Below are 19,644 nucleotides of genomic sequence, written 5' to 3'. Positions count from 1 at the left end.
TTTGCTGGTTTCCGCTGTTTCGGAAAGCACTCTGCGATTTGTTCGTATTGTTCTTTCTTCAGTTCCATTCCTTTATTATAGCATATCTTTATTTGTGTGAACAGACCCTAGGTAACACAAGATTTTAAGATACTTTCGTATAATCATATCATAAAAAGAAAAGTTTGTCGCACCATTTTCAAAAAAACTTCCATGAAATTTTTAAAAATAAACCGCAGATAATTTGTGAATTATAACGGGGAAGCTTGTATTGAAATTCGGAAACTGGTAGAATGAGAGCCGGACAGAATCTTAAAAAAGGAGGTTTCTCTATGAAGAAAATGTCAACCGGAAAAATGATCTTGATTGTGGTTGCAGTTTTGGCGGTTGTAGTTGGAATGTCGCTGTTTGGCGCCTATAATGGTTTGGCCACCCTTCGCGAAACAGTGGATACCCAACAGTCCACAATCCAGACCCAGCTCCAGAGGCGGTCGGACCTGATCCCAAATCTGACCAGTACGGTCAAGAGTCTGACAACGCATGAACAGTCTGTGATTGACAGCGTGACCGAAGCGCGTGCACAACTTGCTGGGGCCAGGGGGATGGAGGAGCTTGCTGCGGCGAATGACAACCTCACCAGTGCACTTTCCCGCCTGATGGTCGTGGTTGAGAACTATCCAGACATCCAATCTACACCGGCGTATACTTCACTGATGGATGAGTTGGCAGGAACTGAAAACCGGATTGCAGCAGCGCGGATAGACTATAATGAAGCTGTGCAGAGATATAACCAAAAAGTGATAACATTTCCTAATAAGCTAATTGCAGGGTTATTTGGATTTGAAAAGGCAGAATACTTTACAGCGCCTGAGTCTGCGCAGAATGTCCCGGATGTGGGATCATTGCTCGGATGATAGCCAATACACTTCATTTTGAAATGACAGGCAAAGTCCGCCAGGATACAAAGTGCGTCTGATGGCTATAGCAAATGAAAATAGGCTGCTGATAGCAGTATTCTGCGGCAAGGCGTTGTAGATTTAAGTAGACTTGAAAAGAGCTAGGAATAGCTCTTTTCAATGGCTTCCATGATTACCCGGTTTTTGGAAGTAGAGGGGGCAAAAGAGGATTGTGAAAAAAGCAAAGACAATAGTTGCAGGGCTGATAGCGGCAGCATTTTTTCTGTTCTGTGCCGCCGCTTACCCCGAGCCAACCGAGCAGTTCTATGCAAACGATTATGCAGAGGTGCTCTCCAATGAGACAGAATCCTATATCGTCAGCCAGTCCTCCTCTCTGGCGGAGCGGACTGGTGCACAAATTGTGGTGCTGACTGTCAAAACACTTGATGGTGAGCCGGCTGCACAGTATGCCCTCCACGCCGGACGTCAGTGGGGGATTGGAGATAAGGAGAAAAACAACGGGGTTTTGCTGCTGCTCTGCCCAGACGAAGGACAAATCTATACTGCGGTTGGCCGCGGTTTGGAAGGGGTGCTGAACGATGCGAAGGTCGGGCGGCTGATCGACCGATACGCGCTCGAAGATTACCGGAATAAAGCCTTTGATGCAGGAACATTGCGGCTCTATCAGGCGTTGCTTTCAGAGGTTATGAAGGAGTACGGATTGGAGGATCTTCCAGAAATGGAGCAAGGTTCTTCTGGTCTCAGCGCTGAGGATACATTCGACCTGGTTATGCTGATTGTTGTGCTTGTGCTTATCCTCGTCTTTTTGGTCAATGGCAATGGACCACACAACAGATACCGCAGATGGCCACCGTTTACAGGCGGGGGCGGTTTTGGGAGCGGTGGCTTTGGCGGGTTCGGTGGAGGCGGATTCCACAGCGGCGGAGGCTTCTCCGGCGGAGGATTTTCCGGCGGGGGAGGGAGCTTCGGCGGAGGCGGCGCGGGCAGAAGATTCTAAAAGGAAACCAGCTTCGCGTCCAAAACGATCTGTCGTCCCGGCCTTTCCACTTGGCGGCGGGCAGCAAAAAATGATTTGATGCAGACAAAAGGACAGACGGGATGTTCCCGTCTGTTTTTATATGTAATGGAAAATACCTTTACAGAATCCTTTTTTAAAAATGGAAAATTCAAGAATGGAAAGTTCTTTTGCTTTGCACTTTAGACAGAACAAAAGGTTGTTTTTTGTTAAAAGATTACAAAAAATGTCTGGAATAGGGTCGAACTTTGTGTTATACTGTTTCTTGGCTTAGATTGCCGATCCCACGATAGAGGAGTAGAAACCATGAAACGAATGCTTACAGGGTTTTTGTCAGCGGCATTGGTTCTGTCTGGTTTTCCGCTGCCGGCCTATGCACAGGAGCCGCTTGAAGTCATCAATGTGATGTCATCTCCAGCGCAGAATGCAGGGCGGTTGAGCGTTGTGCTGCAGATGGGTTACCGAGAAGCTGCCGAAACACTCGCAAAACGCAACCTTGCACTGACATTGACAGGGGATAACAATGAGTCCTGCCGGCTTGAACTGAGCAAAATTGGCAGCGAGCAGAAGTTTTCATTTGGCGGAAAAGAAGCCAAAGTAAAGCTGACCTTACATAATCCACAGAATGTTCCGCTTGCTGGAAATGACAAGGTCGGATTTTATCTTCTGGAGTTTTTCGATCTGCCCCGAAATCTCAAATATCGGGTGAGTTTTGAGGGGGACGGATACAGCAGCTTCACCTCTCAGGAACTTTCGATCAACGAATACGTGCCGAAACTTTGTGTCAGTGCAGAGAGCGGCGGATTTGCACTGGGGGATGTCACTGGTGACCAAAAGATTGACCAGACGGATTTCAGCAAGATATCTGCTGCACTTGGAAAGTCTTCTGGGGACGCTGATCTGAACTTTGACGGAAAGGTAGATATTACAGATATTGCATTGGTTCACCATAACATGGGGGCCAAGCGCCCCGCAGAGGTTTACGAGGGTGCGATGGTCACAGCCGGGATTTTGGATACAGATGCCATCGCACAGGAGCTTTCGAAGAGCGGTGTCCAGCTTGAGGGCAGTCTGGAGGACCTGTTTGAGGATAACGGGCAGGCAGTAAAGCTAGTTAATACCAAAGGCGGGCCGCTCCAGATTCCCATTACCTTTGAGACGCCAAAAGTGATGGGGCAGATTGAGATTGTGTCCCCGTCGATCAATGGAGCGCCCGAAAAGGGAAATGCGCAAATCGAATACGAGGACGGTACCACCGAGCAGATCACATTTGATAACACATCTCCTGCAGGGACTCACGCTATTGAACGCAGCCCTGGGGATAGTACGGTCGTTATCAAGCTGAACAAGCGGGTGCCGGTAAAGAAAATCACGATCACAATTGAGAAGGTGATTGGGGAGAACGGCAAGGTCAGTTATACGGTCATTGAGAAGATCGAATTTTTGAGGGATATCATACCGGATAATATTGATCTTGGTGCGTCGATTCCCAAAAATGTTTACGCAGAACCAGGCGCCAAACAGGCATCGCTCACCTGGCGCGCGGTGGACAATGTGGATGGTTATATTGTAAAATACGGGCTTTCCGCAAATGCACTGAACAAGCAGCTCCGTGTCGGCACGAATGAAGCGGTCATTACCGGGCTGGAAAACCTCAAAACCTATTACTTTACGGTGTCGGCGTATAGCGGAGAATGGACGGGCGACCCCTCTGCAACAGTAACCTGTGTTCCGCAGCCAAATAAGGCGCCGCTGCCCCCAGATAACCTTTCGCTGACGCCGGAAGACAGCGCAATCGTTGTGAACTGGAAAAATGCAGAGGATGCGGAGTTCTACAACGTTTACTACAAGGCATCCTCTGAAAGTGAGTTTAAACTGGCAAAAGAGAAGCAGGCCGGTACTTCGTTCCGGGTCAGCGGTCTGACGAATGACGTATCCTATGATTTCTATGTCACAGCAGGCAATAAAATCGGATTCAGCAAGCCTTCCTTGACTGCGACTGGAAAACCGGAAAAAGAAACGTTAAAAATTCCTGAGCTGCCTACCCTCAACCGGATCCCCAATTCGGCGATCATTCGTGCGGAGTTGGAAAACAAGAACAATGTTTCCAGCGAATACGATGGAAAATTTGACATCAAGTGGGTCTACGACGGAGACTTTGAAACCCATTGGACTGCACGTGCTTGGTGGGAGAGCAGCAGAATCACCTTTGAGTTTGACGAAGAGAAGAGCATGGACTACTTGATCTATGTTCCCCGTCTGAACAAAGGGTTCCCAGAGTCGCTCCAGCGGTATTCGATCGCAGCATGGGACAAGGATGGGAATATGACCTGGCTGACCGCTGATGAGGGCAAGCTGGGCAACCGTCCCGAAGGAAATGTGGGAAGCGCGCCGATTGTCAGGAACAATCCAAAAGAGACCGGATATGCAATCCTGCCGTTTAAGCGCAACGACCATATCAAGAAGATTTCAGTGCTGGTGCGTCAGGGCGACGGTACACCGCAGCCTTCCTCGCTTGCTGAGATCGCGTTCTATACCTATGATGATATTGATGACAGCATCCGCAGCCTGTTTACCGACAATACCTACACAGCGGTGGCATCTGGGGCAACACAGGCCAAAATTGATGAACTGCGTGCCCGGCTTGAGAGTGGGGACGGCTATTACGTCAATAAGGAGATCCTGTTGGATGAGCTTTCGCTGGCGGAATCGCTGCTGAAGGGCGACAAGTCCGGGATTGGCGCGGTGATGGATCAGGTACAGTCACGCGACAGCTCGAGAGACCCGAAAAAGATCAATACCTTCCAGCCGCTCGGTGTGACCGCAGAGGCCGGAAAACAGATTGTAGTCTATGCGCAGATTCCGGAAGGCGAGACGGTCAATTTGATCCCGACTCAGCATTTCGCAGAGGCCGCCAGATGGAGTGGAAGCGCAATCAAGCTGGAGAACGGGCGCAACATCATCACAATCCCGCGTCTGAACGATGTTTCTCCGCAGAAGGGTGGATCACTCTATCTGCAATACAGCGGGTCGAAGGCCAGCGAGATCAAAATGCAGGTGCGCGGCGGGAACAAAATCCCGGTTCTTGAACTTTCCGATTGGCATGAGATCGGGGAGAGCGAAGTAAAAGCGCGGATTTCCGCTTATGTGAGCGAGCTGGAAAGCTATTACACCTCGAAGTTGAGCGGAATGAACAATAATACTCTGCAAACCCATATCCTAAATGCGACCGAGATCGCTTTCCCACATGTGCTGCTTTCGTTGCCAGCCAGCCAGGTACGGGCCGGGCTTGGGTCGAACGGTGTCAATGCCCTCTATAATGATGGCCTGGCGTGGGAAGAGCTGATGAAGCTGATGTACAGGACCCACGGAATCGACGAAGCGGACCTTGAAAAATCTGCCTCGAGACACAATATCCGGTATATGCGGATGTTCGGCAACGCCTTCATGTATGCAAGCGGAAGTCATATCGGCATCGGATACGGTTCCTGCTCTGGGATGATCGGCGGCAGGCCGACCACAGTCACCGGGGCGAACAATGCCAACGGACTGTTTGGATGGGGTATCCAGCACGAGATTGGACATGTGATGGATACCCTCGGAAAAGCCGAGATCACCAACAATATCTATTCTCTCTTCGCCCAGACCTACGATGGCAGGAACAACGCGCTGAATTCCCGTCTGGAAAACTCGAACAAGTACGAGGCAATCTTCCAGAAGGTCACTTCCGGACAGAAGGGGATGGCGAACGACGTGTTTGTCAGCCTTGGTATGTACTGGCAGCTGCATCTGGCGTATGACGGTCCGGATGACAACTTCTACAACGAGCTGAACAAGATCGGCGGCGGGGACGCGAACTTTATGGCCGCAGCCAGCCAGGTCTCGGGCAAAGACCTCAGTGAATTCTTCCGGAGCTGGGGCCTGGAGCCGAGCGGTCAGGGCGGTGGCGCCGAGGAGCGCAAGATTCAGTATCTGACCGATGAATCCCGCAGAGAACGCATTGCCGGGACATCCAGGCAGTCCGGATCGGTTGGGATCAGCGCATCGTACAATGCTGCAACCAAAAAAGCGACCGTCAGCGTCACTCCTGCATCGGGGGCCAAGATGCTTGGCTATGAGATCAGCCGTACACTGAACGGCAAGACCGAACCGGTAGCGTTCCTCTCGGCAAAATCCGGAAAAACTACATGGGATGATTCACTCGGTTCGGTAAACAACAAGGCGGTTACCTATTCAGTCAAGGCGGTTGATATCCTCGGTTATGTTATTGCGGAGGATTCCGCACCAGAGCTCAAGGTTGAGCATAACAATCTGATTGAGAAAGGGAAGTATACCACAAGTTTGGCGGACGGTCTTTTGACTGTTGATTTCGGGAGTAGCCCACAGTCGACCGCTGGCATCGTATTCAATGAATTCCCAGCAGCAGGGCAGACGGCAGCCGTTTCGGGCGAAAGTTCCTCGTCTGACATAACAGAGACCTCAAGCAGCCCGTCAGAAAACACTTCTTCCGATCCCACACAGAGTACAGATGAATCCTCGAGCAGTGCATCGGAAAATGCTTCTTCCGCTTCTTCACAGAGTGAATCCGAAGTATCGGGAAGTTCGACGGAAAATACTTCTTCTGCCCCAGCATCGGGTATGGATGAACCGTCGAATAGTCAGCCCAATGCTCCGGTAAAGGACAGCGGCCCTGGATTCCCGGTAATTACAGAAGAAGAAACCCCGGTAAAAGCAGCGGAAAGTGGGACTGTCAAAGTTGTGGTGACCGATGCAGCCGGCAAGAAGACAACAGTGCTGGAAATCAGCTATGAGGAAATCCGCAAGGATCCTGCGAAACTGCGGTTCTTCACCCGGAAAGAAGCGGATGGAAGCATCTGCCCGTTTGATGCAAAGACAATTGAAGTCAGCGGCCTGCCAGCAGGCATCTCTGCTGAGAAGATTGACTTTGCAGCGTATCCCGGAGACAATATCGAATTTGGTATCAATGGGATCGGGATTCTAGGCAGGAGCTATGGTGAGATTGCATCAGGCAAACTCATCGTAACCGGCAGCTTCCGCGGCAACCCGGTGTTCAATACCATCCGGGTTTATGGCAAGAGCCAGAATGTTGATTATACAGGAGAGGAGCAGAAAGACACCGAGACCGACAAGATTCCGCTCGAAGGTGAGATTTATCTCTTTGCCGCAATGCCCAAAGAAGGGGATATGGCGGAGATCGACAACGGCCTCTGGATCTTTGTTCCCAAACAGCAGAGCGATACAACAGGCTCTGTTCAGGAAGATGGTTCTGCGGCATGTGCCGGCAGCATACTCCCAACTCAGATCATGGCGGAGCTCCATCGGAAGGATGTCCCAGAGGGGGGGGACGGCCGTATCACAAGCGATACCCGCTGGATTCCTTCTCCCACATACGAGTCGATGCCCACGATCATACTGGAGGATTAAACACAGATGAAACAGCTAGGAAAGTTTATGGGCGTACTGCTTGCGGCAGTGACAGCGATTTCCTGTTGTGCGATGGCGGCATTTGCCGCTGTCGCACAACAGCCCCGAATCGTTCTGAAGGAAAGCGGCGTACGCAACCAGTATATCCTGCGGCTGGAGGAGTTCAGCAGCAGGTTTGAATCGGTGCAGTTTGATATCTGCATCGACCGCCAGGTGAATGCGCCGGAGGTAACCTGGAGGGACAATTCCTCGGCGCATTTCCAGAGAATCGACACAAGCCAGAAAGACGGAAAAACAATCCTGACGGTTTATATTGACCGGCTCAGGCCGATTGCCAACAGCAACAGCATAGAGCTTGCGGAGCTGACATTTGACCAGTCAATCCCGAGCTCCCGGATTTCAGTCGGGAACGAGATGATCGCACTGGATGGGGATCAGGAAAAAACGGTCTTTCAGAATCCGACGTTGAAGGTCACTGGATCGACTGCGGGGAGCAGCAGTTCTAGCAGCAGCTCGGGTGGCAATCGAGGCGGCGGAGGCGGCTCCGATTCTGATTCGGATGATTCTTCTTCCGATAGCAGCAAAACCCTTGACTGGAATGACGTTTCCAGCCGTGTCACAGAAAGTGACGGACAGAAAGTGCTGACCATCCGCGTCCGGGAGGGACAGGTGATCGGGCATGAGATCTTCCGTCAGGCCGCACAGAAGGGAATTCAGCTAGTACTTGATTACGGAGATTACATCTGGACTTTCCATATCACCAAGGGAATTTCGATTCCCACCAACCGGATGTATTATGATTTTTCGATTGAGAAGATACGGTATAAGAACCTTTCCGCAGCGGTGGAAAACACCGATCTGGTGCAGTTTGAGATTGCTTATAGCGGACAGCTTCCTTGTGAAGCGACGCTCTCTTACCGAGTAGGCAGTCACTATGTTGGGGAGACAGCGCATCTTTCCTACTATAATGAAAATGAAGCGACCCTCGACTATCTGGAGAGTGCAAAAGTGGCGTCGAACGGCATGATAGATTACACGTTTACCCATGCGTCCAAATATGTGATTGCTTCCAAAGATGTTTGGGAACCGCCGGCACAGCAGCAACAGCAGGGCGGAACCACAGCTCCATCTGGATCGACCGGTTCTGCTGGAGGAAGCTCTAATGTCACAGTTCCGCCTGAGGATGAGGTTGAAGAACCGGATGAATCCGATGAGCCTGACGAGGAAGTCCCCTCCGAAAGTGAGCCGGACGATCTTGAGCCGGAACAGCCGGTGGATGCAGAGGTCGAGGAGCCCAGCAGAGGCGGTACAAACTGGATTCTGCCGGTGGTGATCCTGCTGCTGATCGCAGGAGCTGTCGGTGTGGCAGTGGTAATCATCCTCCGAGTGCGTGCCAACAGGGAAGATGATTATTAAAAAGGTTGTAAAAGCGCTGACCAATAGGCCAACTGCATGAGTCCTGATGATGTTATGAGCGGGGTATGTTTTATACCCCGCTCAACATATATTTTTGGGAGAATTGTTTCAGCCAGTGAATAAAATAAAAGCCTGCCTACAAAATCTGTAGACAGGCTCATGGCGGAGCGGGTGGGATTCGAACCCACGGTACCCGAAGGTACAACTGATTTCGAGTCAGTCCCGTTATGACCACTTCGATACCGCTCCATATAAAATTTGTCCTTTAGAAAATCATAAATAAAAATGATAACCTCATGACAGTAAAAAATTATAGCATATAAGCCGCAGGAAGTCAATGGGATTGTGTAATTTTTCACTATAAAATTTCCAGTGTGCATCTGCGGATTTTCAGGGTGTTGTGCAGGAAACAGATTTATGGTACAATGTTACTATACCAGAGTTATGGTCAGGACGATGCGCAGACAGGGCCTGCTCCTGTCCCAACGGATTAAGCTGATCTGGCGGTCATATCCGTATGACAAATGGTTGCAGGGCCTGTTGTTTCAATCATTTCAGTAAGGGGGAAATTCGGATGGATCAGAAGATAAGGGTAGGTATTGTAGGTTACGGAAATCTGGGGCGCGGAGTTGAACTTGCGCTTGGTCAGCAGCCAGATATGGAACTTGCTGCGGTTTTCACCAGACGCAATCCGGACAAACTGCAGATACAGTCGAAGGGTGTACCAGTGAAAAATGTAAGTGAAGCAGCCGCGATGAAGGGCGAGATTGATGTAATGATCCTATGTGGTGGATCGGCGACCGATCTGCCCGAGATGGGGCCGCAGTTTGCAAGGCTTTTCAATACGATCGACAGTTTTGACACCCATGCAAAAATCCCAGCATATTTTGCATCGGTCGATGAAGCTGCGAAAGCAGGGGGGACGCTCTCGATTATCTCGGTGGGCTGGGATCCGGGACTGTTTTCGATCAATCGCATTTTCGGTGAATCAGTTCTTCCGGAAGGAGGAACCTATACTTTCTGGGGACGCGGCGTAAGCCAGGGACATTCGGATGCAATCCGGCGGATTCCAGGGGTAAAAAACGCGATCCAATACACCGTCCCGATTCAGGAGGCAGTAGAGGCGGTACGCACAGGCTCCTGTCCTGAGTTGGCTACCCGGCAGAAGCATCAGCGGGAATGCTATGTTGTTGCGGAGGAAGGTGCGGATCAGGCTGTTATCGAGCAGTCAATCAAGACGATGCCCAATTATTTCTCCGACTATGATACAACTGTACATTTTGTCACCGAGGAGACATTGAAAGCGGAGCATAACAAGATGCCGCATGGTGGTTTTGTGATTCGCAGCGGAAAAACAGGGAAATCAGATAACCGGCATATCATTGAATATGCGCTGACTCTCGACTCGAACCCCGAGTTCACTTCAAGCGTGCTGGTCTGTTACGCACGTGCTGCCTATCGGCTGTCCAGCAGAGGCGAGACCGGTGCCAGATCGGTATTCGACATTGCACCTGCTCTGCTTTCCCCCAAGACAGGGGAACAGCTCCGGGCAGAACTGTTGTAATATCTCTGCCTGCAAAACTCCCGCAGCTTGTTAATAGTCCTGCGGGAGTTCCTGTATCTGTAAGCGGTTGGGGCGGTGTTTTTACTTGCAAACAGTAGGAAATACAGGTATCACAAAACAAGGAGTTTTTCGGAAAGGTGGTTGAGAATTGGAATATTATGGGACATTGGGTCCGTCCTGCCAAGATTCCAAACTTCTGTCCGCTCTTTTCCGGGAAGGGATGACAGGTGTACGTCTGAATCTTTCGCACATGGGTTTGGAAGGGTGTGCCGAATGGCTGGAGCATCTAAGACAGGCAGCGCGGGAAATCACCATCCAACCACAGCTTTTGATTGACCTCCAGGGCCCTGAGCTGCGGATTGGAGCGTTGGACATGCCAGTTATGCTGCAAGAGGGGGAATCACTTCTTCTTGGTGAAGGAGGGGTGCCGGTCCCAGAGCTGCTGTCCCATGCACTCATCCCCGGATCAGAGCTGCTTTTGGATGACGGAATCATACGGCTACGGACGGTATGCTGCACAGGAAATACAATCACCTGCACTGTATTGAGAGGAGGGGTTCTGCGTTCCCGCAAGAGTATTGCTGTGCCAGGAATGCAGCTGCATCCGCCTACTCTGACCAGCTCAGACTACCAGAATCTGAAATTGGCGAAGCAGTGCGGAGTAACCGGTGTTATGCTCCCATTTGTGCGCGGTCCGGAGGACCTGCGCACGTTGCGTCAGGCATTACGTGCAGTCGGTGCGCCGGAAATTCAGGTTTTTGCCAAGCTGGAAAACCGGGCTGGACTGGCACGTCTATCTGAGCTGCTGCCTTATGCGGACCAGATCGTGATTGCGCGTGGAGACTTGGGAAACGACATGCCGCTCTGGGAGCTGCCGGCGGCACAGAAGGAGGCCGCAGTAGCCTGCCGGAAGGAAAACAAGTCATTCATGGTCGTGACCCAGCTTCTGCATTCGATGCACCATGCCGCAGTTCCAACCCGGGCCGAGGTTTTGGATATCTTTAATGCCGTTTTGGACGGGGCTTCCTCGCTGATGTTGACTGGAGAGACTGCGGTGGGGCAATATCCTGTAGAAGCGATGCGGTATCTGGTGCAGACAGCAGAACAGGCACTGGTCTATCTGGAACGAGAGAAAGGGGAAAAAGCATGACCGAAACAGAACAGAAAACAGAGGTACAGCAGCAAGAAGAGGAACGCCCGTCAGAGTGGTCCGAGTTGACAGGACTGCTTCGCCAGATGCAGGAGGACGCAGCAGAACAGAAAAAATATGCCCGCAGGCAGTACAGGTTGATGCAGGTCTGTACCGGAATTTTTGGTTGTCTGCTGGCGGTTGTGTTGGTGGCGGGTCTGGTGCTTTATCCTAAAATAAACGCATTGATGGGACAGTCGGAGGCGGTACTGACAAACCTGCAAAGTGCAACCTCGGATATTGCACAGCTCGATTACGCTGGAACGCTCGGAAAAGTTGACAGTCTGCTTGAAAAAGGGGAGGATGGGGTCGCCGAGATGCTGGAAAGCGTAAAGCATGCGCTGGAAATTCTGGAAAGCATTGATATTCAAAAGCTGAATACCGCGATCAATGATCTGCAAACCGCAATTGCCCCTATTGCGAATCTTTTTGGAAGAAAATAAGCCCACATATGGCACAGAAAAAAAGACCTCCCGATAACACGGGAGGTCTTTTTTTGATCAGCGTCTTGCAAGCAGGTCTTTGATCTTTTCCAACGGATCGAGGATTTTACTGATGGACATTTCCTGATTGATCGCAGCGATAAAGTATGCAATATATTTGGAAACATCTACCTCATAGAACCACTCACGCTGCCGAAGCGCATCGGTGCGGTAGGTGAGATTGGTACCGAGCACACCCGAGATAATGCCATCACGATAGGCCTTATCGAATGCATCCACCCCATTCGTAAAGATCGCATAGGTAGAATAGGCGAAAATACGGCGGGCCTTGCGTTTTTTTAGCTCATATGCGATGTCGAGCATCGACTCACCCGAAGAGATGATGTCATCTGCAATAAAGATGTCTTTGCCCTCTACCGAGTCGCCAAGGTATTCATGCGCTACAATCGGATTGCGTCCATTGATGATGCGGGAATAATCGCGGCGTTTATAGAACATCCCAAGGTCCACGCCGAGGACAGAAGCATAGTACATATTACGCTGCATGGCACCTTCGTCCGGGCTTACCACCATGAAATGATCCCGGTCAATCTGAAGGTCGCTGGCTGAACGGAGCAGTGTCTTGAGCACCTGATAAGAAGGGATCACGTTGTCAAAGCCCATGAGCGGGACTGCGTTCTGAACGCGGGGGTCGTGCGCATCAAAGGTGATAACATTGGAAACACCCATATTTTGCAGCTCCTGCAACGCAAACGCACAGTCGAGGGACTCACGATAGCTGCGGCGGTGCTGGCGGCTGCCGTAAAGGATCGGCATAATCACCGTAATCCGATGTGCTTTACCACTCGCAGCCTGAATCAGGCGTTTGAGATCCTGGAAATGGTCGTCCGGGGACATATGGTTTTGCACCCCGAACATCTTATAGGTGCAGCTATAGTTCCCAGTATCTACAAGAAAGAAGAGGTCATCGCCGCGGACGGTCGACTTGATAATGCCTTTTCCATCCCCGGAAGAGAAACGGGGACATTCGCTCTCTACAATAAAGGAATCATAATCCATGCCGGCGTCTGTAGCCCAACGAATGAGATGCTTATTGATCTTTTTTCCAAGTTCCTGTGCGCTTTCAGTGACAATCAGCCCCAGCTTTGCAACGTAGCTTTCATCAAAAAAAATCTCTTTCTCATCAAAATTTGCCATAGGATGTGACATTGACGATACCTCTTTCTTTTTGGTTTCTCCGGCGCCTGCGTTTTGATCCGCCGTCCTCTGTTTGCCGAAGCAGAGGACGGGAGCCACCATCGGTTTTTAAAATCGAAGTCAGGACCAAAATCACACGGATAGCATTATACAAAAAACAACCGTTTTTGTATACGTCTTTTTGGAAAATAGGAGTTTTCCATAAATGCGTACAAATGTAGAGCTTAAAATTGTCGTATTCGCATATGGAACAGGGGGATCATTCGACAATCGCACTCAAAGAATGTGGAACGGCTAGCTCATAAGGATCAGGGATAATGGTATGGGCCAATCCTTTGTAAAGCGATTTTTTCCAATAGCGGTTTGCGAGCAGAGGAGAAGAGAATTTTTTAGCAAGTGCGGGGTCGTACAGCAGAACACGGGTGCTGAACAGATATTTTTCCTCTCCGTTTTCAATCACACGGATAATAAAACGGCTGATTTGAGACCACATCCTTTCTCCAGAGACTCGGTAACAGTCTTATTTTATCATTGTTTTTTGGGACAAGCAAGTAAATTGCAGAAAAGAGGAGCATTTTTTACCTATTGTACAAAAATTTGTAGATATTCACCAACTTCGGACCGCAATAATATGCAAATAGCGCACAAAGGAAAAGGTATAGCTGGAGAGCGGGCGAGCGAAAGCGTCAAATGTATGAGTGGTGACAAGCGGGTCGCTGCCCTCAAACCCGCTGACGAACAGCGAGTGATACCATCGCCCTGCCGCATCCCCGAGCTGGATCAGGTCTCCCGTTTCGATCCCATCTGCTTCGGCCTGTTCTGCAAATGGTCCCACCGAACGGTTGCGGGTCAGAAAATTGTAGAGGTAGGGTACGCCGCTCCACGCTGCGGCGCGGTCGGTTGGACTGTTATAATACCATCCGACATCCCGGGCATAGTTCATCACTGCACCGCCTGCAAACAGGCATTGGGAGACGAAACTGGTACAGTCGCCCCCTATGCCGTCGAATCTCATATAACGGGGATTGCGTTCAAATGCCCATTTCTTGGCATATACTGCGGCTTTTTCCCGGTTGTAGGGGTAGGTTTTCAGCACGAAAAACGCCTCCTTTTGTTTTGGGTACGGTTTGAAGTTTCTGGATATACCATATTCTATGTCTCCCGGCTTGACTTTTGTCAAAAATTCGATTAAAATGCTCGTTAGAACCGAATGATGATGGGGGACGATGCCGCAGTTCCTGCGGCGGCGTCCTGTTTTTTCGCAGGAAAGATGGGGTTGGATGGAAGTGTATCCGTACTGTTACAGCGGTGGAAAAAAGCTGCGGTGTGGCTATACCACTGGTTCCTGCGCGGCGGCCGCAGCTAAAGCTGCGGCGACACATCTGCTTACCGGAAAGGAGCAGGCGGCAGTTTCAATCCTGCTTCCAAAAGGCATCCAGCTCTGCCTTTCGTCCGAACTCTGCTCGGTGTCGCCCGGAAAGGCGGTTTACGGGGTGCGCAAGGATGCCGGCGACGATGCTGACGTGACCAATAGACTGTTGATCTGTGCCGAAGTCAGTTTCTTTCCAGGCAGGGAAATCCTGGTCGAAGGCGGGGAAGGCGTTGGACGGGTCACACGTCCGGGCTTGGAACAGCCGCCTGGTGCGGCAGCGATCAACCAGATACCCCGTCGGATGATTGAGCAGGAAGTTCGGGAGGTGCTGGACAGGTTCGGGGCGAATCTGGGCGCGCGGGTGACCGTTTCTGTTCCGGATGGGCAGCGGGTTGCTGCCAAGACCTACAACCCCCGCCTTGGAATTGTAGGAGGCATTTCGATTCTGGGTACAACCGGAATTGTCGAGCCAATGAGCGGAGCCGCCCTGATACAGACGATTCGTGCCGAACTGGATATGCTGCGCGCGGCAGGGGATACACCGATCCTACTGACACCGGGAAATTATGGGGAACGCTTTGCCTCCAAAGAGATCGGGCTTCCGCTCGACAGGGCGGCACTGTGCAGCAATTTTATCGGCGATGCGCTCGATTATGCGGATCATCTGGGATTTACCGGGCTGCTTCTGGTTGGGCACATTGGAAAGCTGGTCAAGCTGGCGGCAGGGGTGTTTCAAACCCATTCCCGGGTCGCTGATGCACGAATGGAGATTTTTGCTGCCCATGCCGCGCTGGCGGGTGCAGATCGGATGCTGGCATCTGCGCTGATGCAGGCGGATACAACCGACCGGGCGGTCGAGCTTTTGGAGCAGGCAGGGCTGCGCGATCCGGTGATGAAAACGATCATAGAAAAAATCGGGTTCCATCTTGGGCAGAGGTTGAAAAACACCCCGTTTGGCGCAGTGGTCTTTTCCAACCAGTATGGCATTTTGGGGCAGACTTTGGGTGCAGAACAGCTGATTTTTCAAATCAAACGAGCGTGTTGGAGGAAAGAAGATGCAGGGAAGATTGTACGGGGTGAGTGTCGGACCCGGGGACCCGGAACTGATGACCCTGAAAGCGGTGCGGGTGATCCGCTCCTGTGAAGTGGTGGCGGTACCGCAGTCGGGGGCGGAAACCCAGGTTGCCTGGAAGATCGCCTGTGAAGCGGTTCCGGAAATCCTTTCCAAACAGAAGATAGACCTCTTATTTCCCATGACGCGGGATCCGGGCCGGCTGGAAGCGTGCCACACTGCGGCAGCTGCGCAGATCGCGGAACAGCTTGAGAAAGGGAAGTCGGTCGCGTTCCTGACCCTTGGGGATGTTTCGATCTATTCCACCTACGCTTATATGCAGGAGAGAATCCGCGCGCTGGGATTCGAAGCCGAGATGGTAGCAGGGGTACCTTCGTTCTGCGCAGTCGCGTCACGGCTTGGCATCAGTTTGACCGAAGCCGCAAAGCCGCTCCATATCATCCCCGCCTCGTATGAGGGTGCGGATGAAGGTCTGGACTGGAACGGTGTCAAGGTACTGATGAAAACCGGCAAAAAGATTGGGCAGGTCAAAACAGCTCTGCGGGAACGGGGCCTTTATCAACAGGCGCGGATGGTTGAGCGGTGCGGGATGGAGGGGGAACGGATTCTGGATTCTCTTGATCAGGCCGATGAGGCTTCCAGCTATTTTTCAATCATCATAGCCGGGGAACGGCAGCCCGACTGAGAGGGGGAATACGCAGATGGTTCATTTTGTAGGGGCTGGATGCGGCGCCCCCGACCTGATTACCCTTCGGGGACACCGGCTCTTACAGCAGGCGGATCAGATCATCTATGCGGGATCGCTGGTCAATCCCGCACTTCTGGAAGCTGCGAAACCTGGTTGTGTTATCCGTAACAGCGCGCAGATGACCCTTGAGCAGGTACTGGAGTCGATCCGGGAGGCCGAAGCCATAGGTCAGACCACTGTGCGTCTGCATACTGGAGACCCTTCACTCTATGGTGCAGTCAGGGAGCAGATCGACGCATTACAATCAGAGGGGATTTCCTTCGATATCACCCCTGGGGTAAGTGCGTTCAGCGGGGCCGCTGCCGCGCTGGGGCATCTGGGGGGAGCGGAATACACCCTGCCGGGCGTCTCCCAGACACTGATTGTCACCCGGATGGCGGGACGCACCCCGGTTCCGGAATCCGAGTCGATTGAACGGCTGGCGGCGCATCGGGCCAGCATGGCGGTCTATCTGAGTGCTGGGATGGCCGGGGAGTTGAGCGACCGCCTGATCTGTGGCGGCTATCCAGCAGATACCCCTGCAGCGATCGTTTACAAGGCGAGCTGGCCGGACGAGAAAACGATTCTTTGTACGGTTGGACAGCTTCCTGTATGTGCACAGGAGCATGGCATCCAAAAAACTGCATTGATTTTGATTGGGGAATACCTGCGGGGAACATCGTCCCATTATGAGCGGTCCAAACTCTATGATCCGTCGTTTTCAACTGGATTCCGGGAGGCGAGCCAGTGAAGCTGTCAATCGTCGCGTTCACCAAAACGGGTGCAGCCCTTCTCAACCGCCTGGAAGATGGAATGAGAGCAGCAGGGTACGAGGTAATGGACGCATCAGTCCTGCGGCGGGGAGGGACGGAGCCGCGTCCCAGCCTGCATGATTGGGCGGAACAGGCCTTTTCAGGCGACGCAGTTCTCTTTGTCGGAGCTTGTGGGATCGCTGTACGGGCGATTGCACCGTTTGTCCGGGACAAATTCTGTGATCCGGCGGTCGTTTCGGTCGATGAGCTGGGACGGTTTGCGGTTCCGCTTTTGAGTGGGCATGTAGGCGGCGCCAACAAGCTCGCCAAAGAGGTGGCAAAATTGACCGGCGGGGTGGCGGTAATCTCAACCGCGACCGATCTGCATCAAAAATTTGCGGTTGATCTGTGGGCGGCCTCACAAGGGCTTTCCATCGGGGAACGGGAGCTGGCCAAGCGGGTCTCTGCCGCAGTTCTGGCGGGGGAGAAGGTCGGGTTTGAGAGTGACTTCCCGGTTGCCGGGAGGCTTCCCGACGGGCTTTTGTATGCACAGTCCGGATTACTTGGTATCCATCTGACGCTCGATGGGCATACCCGTCCGTTTGATAACACCCTGCACCTGTTCCCACGTCTGGTAACCGTCGGTGTTGGATGCCGGAAAGGGATTTCGGAGGAACAGTTCGAACAGGCGGTGTTGAGCGTGCTCGCGTCCCAGCAGATTTCTCTTTTTGCGGTGCGGCAGATCGCAACGATCGACCGAAAAGCACAGGAGCCATGCATTCGTGCATTTTGCGGGAAATACAGCCTGCCGCTGGAAGCCGCTTCCGCGCAGACATTGGTGCAGACAGAAGGTCAGTTCACCGGTTCGGCATTTGTGGAGCGGACGGTTGGAGTGGACAACGTCTGTGAACGGGCTGCGGTGGCCTGTGGAGGGGGAGAACTGCTCTTTCGAAAGGTTGCGATAGATGGCGTGACCGTCGCCGCTGCAATGCCGTTTCCGGAACTGACATTTTGAGGGGAGGGAACAGAATGGGCAAAATTTTTGTAGTCGGGATCGGCCCTGGAAATCGGCTGGACATGACTGCCAGGGCGGTCGCCGCGCTCGAACAGAGCGACATAATCGCTGGATATACCGTCTATGTTGATCTGGTGCGGAGCCAGTTCCCACAGAAAGCATGTTTGACCACCCCAATGCGTCAGGAAGCCGACCGCTGTCGCGCCGCGCTTGAACAGGCCGCAGGCGGGCAGACAGTCGCGTTGGTATGTAGTGGAGATGCGGGTGTTTATGGAATGGCTGGGCTGGTCTACGAACTTTCAGACCAATACCCGCCGGTGGAGATCGAGGTGGTTGCGGGTGTAACAGCCGCATGCAGCGGAGCTGCGCTGCTTGGTGCACCTCTGGTTCACGACTTTGCAGTGATCTCTCTGAGCGACCTTCTGACCCCTTGGGAGACGATCGAAAAACGGCTGGATGCGGCAGGCATGGCGGATTTCTGTATCTGTCTGTACAACCCTGCAAGCAAAAAACGTACAGACCATCTGCAACGGGCATGTGACATCCTGCTGAGATACCGTTCTCCCAGCGCTGCGGCAGGGATTGTGAAGAATATCGGGCGGAACGGAGAACAGGCCCGGGTGATGACCCTTCTCGAGCTGCGGGAGGAAACAGTGGATATGTTTACCACCGTTTTTATTGGGAATTCCTCCACCACGCTGAAAAACGGCAGAATGGTCACACCGAGGGGGTATCGGGATGTCTAATTTTCTGGTGTTTGCCGGTACAACTGAGGGTAGGCGACTGATCGAGCTGCTCTATCGGTGCGGCGTGTCGGTCTGTGCAAGCGTCGCAACCGGATATGGCAGGCAGCTTCTTCCGGATGCGGTCAAGGTGTTTGCCGACCGCCTCGATCAGGATGAGATGGCCACAATGCTGCAAAACCTGAAATTCGACTGTGTGATAGACGCCACCCACCCTTATGCAGATGAGGCGACCCGCAATATCTGTCAGGCATGCGAAAAGACAAGAACCCGCTATCTGCGGATTGACCGGCCGTCCGCGCAGTCGGACGGATGCGTCTATGTGGAGGATGCGCGGCAGGCTGTGGATGTCTTAAGCGCGACAACCGGCAATGTGCTCCTTACCACCGGGAGCAAGGACCTGGATATTTTTGCCCGTCTGCCCGATTTCCAAAAGCGGCTTTATCCGAGGGTTCTTCCAGCGTTGGAGTCGCTGGAAAGATGCCTGACGCTTGGATACCCACAAAAGCATATTATAGCGATGCAGGGTCCGTTTTCCCGGGAAATGAACCTCGCGACACTGCGGGAGATCGGGGCGGGCCTGCTGGTAACCAAGGACTCAGGCGAGACCGGAGGTTTCCCAGAAAAACTGGCGGCAGCGCAGGATGCCGGCGCGATGGTCATCGTAATCAGCAGGCCGTCAACAGGCCGGGGGATGCGCTACCGGGAGGTGGTATCCCTGTTGACCGATGAGTTTGGGCTGAGAATCCCTGATACAGTTCCGGAAGAGCTATTATAACGGGACAGAGGAGGAAAGCA

The 19,644-nt window shown here is 52.3% G+C and carries 17 protein-coding genes and 1 tRNA gene; 14 read left to right on the top strand and 4 right to left on the bottom strand.

The window, feature by feature from the left end; translation table 11 throughout:
* The first annotated feature begins 311 nt into the window (after positions 1-311).
* The 4 genes from D5269_RS09350 to D5269_RS09335 all read left to right on the top strand — a co-directional run bounded on the left by D5269_RS09350 (position 312) and on the right by D5269_RS09335 (position 8,772).
* Positions 312-893, top strand: a complete 582-nt coding sequence (locus tag D5269_RS09350) for a LemA family protein (RefSeq protein ID WP_016315527.1) — start codon at positions 312-314, stop codon at positions 891-893.
* 214 nt (positions 894-1,107) lie between these two features.
* The gene (locus D5269_RS09345) at positions 1,108-1,893 is read left to right on the top strand and encodes a TPM domain-containing protein (protein WP_120485115.1); all 786 of its coding nucleotides are present in this window, start codon (positions 1,108-1,110) and stop codon (positions 1,891-1,893) included.
* 324 nt (positions 1,894-2,217) lie between these two features.
* Positions 2,218-7,356, top strand: coding sequence for a M60 family metallopeptidase (locus D5269_RS09340; RefSeq protein WP_120485114.1), 5,139 nt, complete (start codon positions 2,218-2,220; stop codon positions 7,354-7,356).
* A gap of 6 nt (positions 7,357-7,362) precedes the next feature.
* Positions 7,363-8,772: a hypothetical protein gene (locus tag D5269_RS09335; RefSeq protein ID WP_158604924.1), complete on the top strand. Its 1,410-nt coding sequence runs from the start codon at positions 7,363-7,365 to the stop codon at positions 8,770-8,772.
* A gap of 160 nt (positions 8,773-8,932) precedes the next feature.
* Here D5269_RS09335 and D5269_RS09330 read toward each other — a convergent pair.
* Positions 8,933-9,021 (bottom strand) — tRNA-Ser (locus tag D5269_RS09330).
* 168 nt (positions 9,022-9,189) lie between these two features.
* On the opposite strand from D5269_RS09330, the gene D5269_RS09325 reads away from it, so the two are divergent.
* The 4 genes from D5269_RS09325 (at position 9,190) to D5269_RS09310 (ending at position 11,968) form a co-directional block, all read left to right on the top strand.
* Positions 9,190-9,333: a hypothetical protein gene (locus D5269_RS09325; protein WP_166545164.1), complete on the top strand. Its 144-nt coding sequence runs from the start codon at positions 9,190-9,192 to the stop codon at positions 9,331-9,333.
* A 13-nt stretch (positions 9,334-9,346) separates the two neighbouring features.
* Complete coding sequence (locus tag D5269_RS09320) at positions 9,347-10,336, top strand: diaminopimelate dehydrogenase (RefSeq protein WP_120485113.1); 990 nt, start codon at positions 9,347-9,349, stop codon at positions 10,334-10,336.
* A 148-nt stretch (positions 10,337-10,484) separates the two neighbouring features.
* Complete coding sequence (locus D5269_RS09315; protein ID WP_120485112.1) at positions 10,485-11,486, top strand: pyruvate kinase; 1,002 nt, start codon at positions 10,485-10,487, stop codon at positions 11,484-11,486.
* Positions 11,483-11,968 carry a hypothetical protein gene (locus D5269_RS09310; protein WP_120485111.1) on the top strand — a complete coding sequence of 162 codons (486 nt, stop codon included), beginning with the start codon at positions 11,483-11,485 and terminating at the stop codon, positions 11,966-11,968. The genes D5269_RS09315 and D5269_RS09310 overlap by 4 nt, the downstream gene beginning before the upstream one ends.
* Before the next feature lie 57 nt (positions 11,969-12,025).
* On the opposite strand, the gene D5269_RS09305 is transcribed toward D5269_RS09310, so the two are convergent.
* From D5269_RS09305 to D5269_RS09295, 3 genes are all read right to left on the bottom strand, one after another.
* Positions 12,026-13,177 carry a ribose-phosphate pyrophosphokinase gene (locus D5269_RS09305; RefSeq protein WP_243126750.1) on the bottom strand — a complete coding sequence of 384 codons (1,152 nt, stop codon included), beginning with the start codon at positions 13,175-13,177 and terminating at the stop codon, positions 12,026-12,028.
* 247 nt (positions 13,178-13,424) lie between these two features.
* Positions 13,425-13,658: a hypothetical protein gene (locus D5269_RS09300; protein ID WP_120485110.1), complete on the bottom strand. Its 234-nt coding sequence runs from the start codon at positions 13,656-13,658 to the stop codon at positions 13,425-13,427.
* A 114-nt stretch (positions 13,659-13,772) separates the two neighbouring features.
* Positions 13,773-14,261 carry an amidase domain-containing protein gene (locus D5269_RS09295; RefSeq protein WP_120485109.1) on the bottom strand — a complete coding sequence of 163 codons (489 nt, stop codon included), beginning with the start codon at positions 14,259-14,261 and terminating at the stop codon, positions 13,773-13,775.
* A 184-nt stretch (positions 14,262-14,445) separates the two neighbouring features.
* Here D5269_RS09295 and cbiD point away from each other — a divergent pair, with 184 nt between their 5' ends.
* Genes cbiD through cobK form a run of 6 tightly spaced genes read left to right on the top strand, consistent with a single transcriptional unit; the run spans position 14,446 to position 19,624 of the window.
* Positions 14,446-15,681 carry a cobalt-precorrin-5B (C(1))-methyltransferase CbiD gene (gene cbiD, locus D5269_RS09290; RefSeq protein WP_120485116.1) on the top strand — a complete coding sequence of 412 codons (1,236 nt, stop codon included), beginning with the start codon at positions 14,446-14,448 and terminating at the stop codon, positions 15,679-15,681.
* A complete protein-coding gene (gene cobI, locus D5269_RS09285; RefSeq protein ID WP_120485108.1) occupies positions 15,593-16,294 on the top strand; it encodes a precorrin-2 C(20)-methyltransferase in 702 nt (233 codons plus the stop codon). Before cbiD ends, cobI begins: the two co-directional genes overlap by 89 nt.
* A 16-nt stretch (positions 16,295-16,310) precedes the next feature.
* Positions 16,311-17,087 carry a precorrin-4 C(11)-methyltransferase gene (cobM, locus tag D5269_RS09280; RefSeq protein ID WP_120485107.1) on the top strand — a complete coding sequence of 259 codons (777 nt, stop codon included), beginning with the start codon at positions 16,311-16,313 and terminating at the stop codon, positions 17,085-17,087.
* Positions 17,084-18,103 (top strand): cobalamin biosynthesis protein, encoded by a 1,020-nt coding sequence (locus tag D5269_RS09275; protein ID WP_120485106.1) that lies wholly within the window; start codon positions 17,084-17,086, stop codon positions 18,101-18,103. Before cobM ends, D5269_RS09275 begins: the two co-directional genes overlap by 4 nt.
* Positions 18,104-18,117: 14 nt before the next feature.
* Positions 18,118-18,849: a precorrin-3B C(17)-methyltransferase gene (gene cobJ, locus D5269_RS09270; protein ID WP_120485105.1), complete on the top strand. Its 732-nt coding sequence runs from the start codon at positions 18,118-18,120 to the stop codon at positions 18,847-18,849.
* Positions 18,842-19,624, top strand: a complete 783-nt coding sequence (gene cobK / locus D5269_RS09265; protein ID WP_120485104.1) for a precorrin-6A reductase — start codon at positions 18,842-18,844, stop codon at positions 19,622-19,624. Before cobJ ends, cobK begins: the two co-directional genes overlap by 8 nt.
* Positions 19,625-19,644 lie beyond the last annotated feature (20 nt).

This window comes from Anaerotruncus sp. 1XD42-93 (assembly GCF_009917605.1).
Lineage (GTDB): Bacteria > Bacillota > Clostridia > Oscillospirales > Ruminococcaceae > Anaerotruncus.
This window is presented reverse-complemented; position numbering and strand designations above follow the sequence as displayed.

Bases quoted from the DNA above. Each gene is read 5' to 3' on its own strand.
- D5269_RS09310 (WP_120485111.1), top strand. From the start codon at position 11,483: ATGACCGAAACAGAACAGAAAACAGAGGTACAGCAGCAAGAAGAGGAA.
- D5269_RS09320 (WP_120485113.1), top strand. From the start codon at position 9,347: ATGGATCAGAAGATAAGGGTAGGTATTGTAGGTTACGGAAATCTGGGG.
- cobM (WP_120485107.1), top strand. From the start codon at position 16,311: ATGGTTCATTTTGTAGGGGCTGGATGCGGCGCCCCCGACCTGATTACC.
- D5269_RS09300 (WP_120485110.1), bottom strand. From the start codon at position 13,658: ATGTGGTCTCAAATCAGCCGTTTTATTATCCGTGTGATTGAAAACGGA.
- cbiD (WP_120485116.1), top strand. From the start codon at position 14,446: ATGGAAGTGTATCCGTACTGTTACAGCGGTGGAAAAAAGCTGCGGTGT.
- D5269_RS09305 (WP_243126750.1), bottom strand. From the start codon at position 13,177: ATGTCACATCCTATGGCAAATTTTGATGAGAAAGAGATTTTTTTTGAT.
- D5269_RS09325 (WP_166545164.1), top strand. From the start codon at position 9,190: ATGGTACAATGTTACTATACCAGAGTTATGGTCAGGACGATGCGCAGA.
- D5269_RS09335 (WP_158604924.1), top strand. From the start codon at position 7,363: ATGAAACAGCTAGGAAAGTTTATGGGCGTACTGCTTGCGGCAGTGACA.
- cobJ (WP_120485105.1), top strand. From the start codon at position 18,118: ATGGGCAAAATTTTTGTAGTCGGGATCGGCCCTGGAAATCGGCTGGAC.
- D5269_RS09340 (WP_120485114.1), top strand. From the start codon at position 2,218: ATGAAACGAATGCTTACAGGGTTTTTGTCAGCGGCATTGGTTCTGTCT.
- cobI (WP_120485108.1), top strand. From the start codon at position 15,593: ATGCAGGGAAGATTGTACGGGGTGAGTGTCGGACCCGGGGACCCGGAA.
- D5269_RS09350 (WP_016315527.1), top strand. From the start codon at position 312: ATGAAGAAAATGTCAACCGGAAAAATGATCTTGATTGTGGTTGCAGTT.
- cobK (WP_120485104.1), top strand. From the start codon at position 18,842: ATGTCTAATTTTCTGGTGTTTGCCGGTACAACTGAGGGTAGGCGACTG.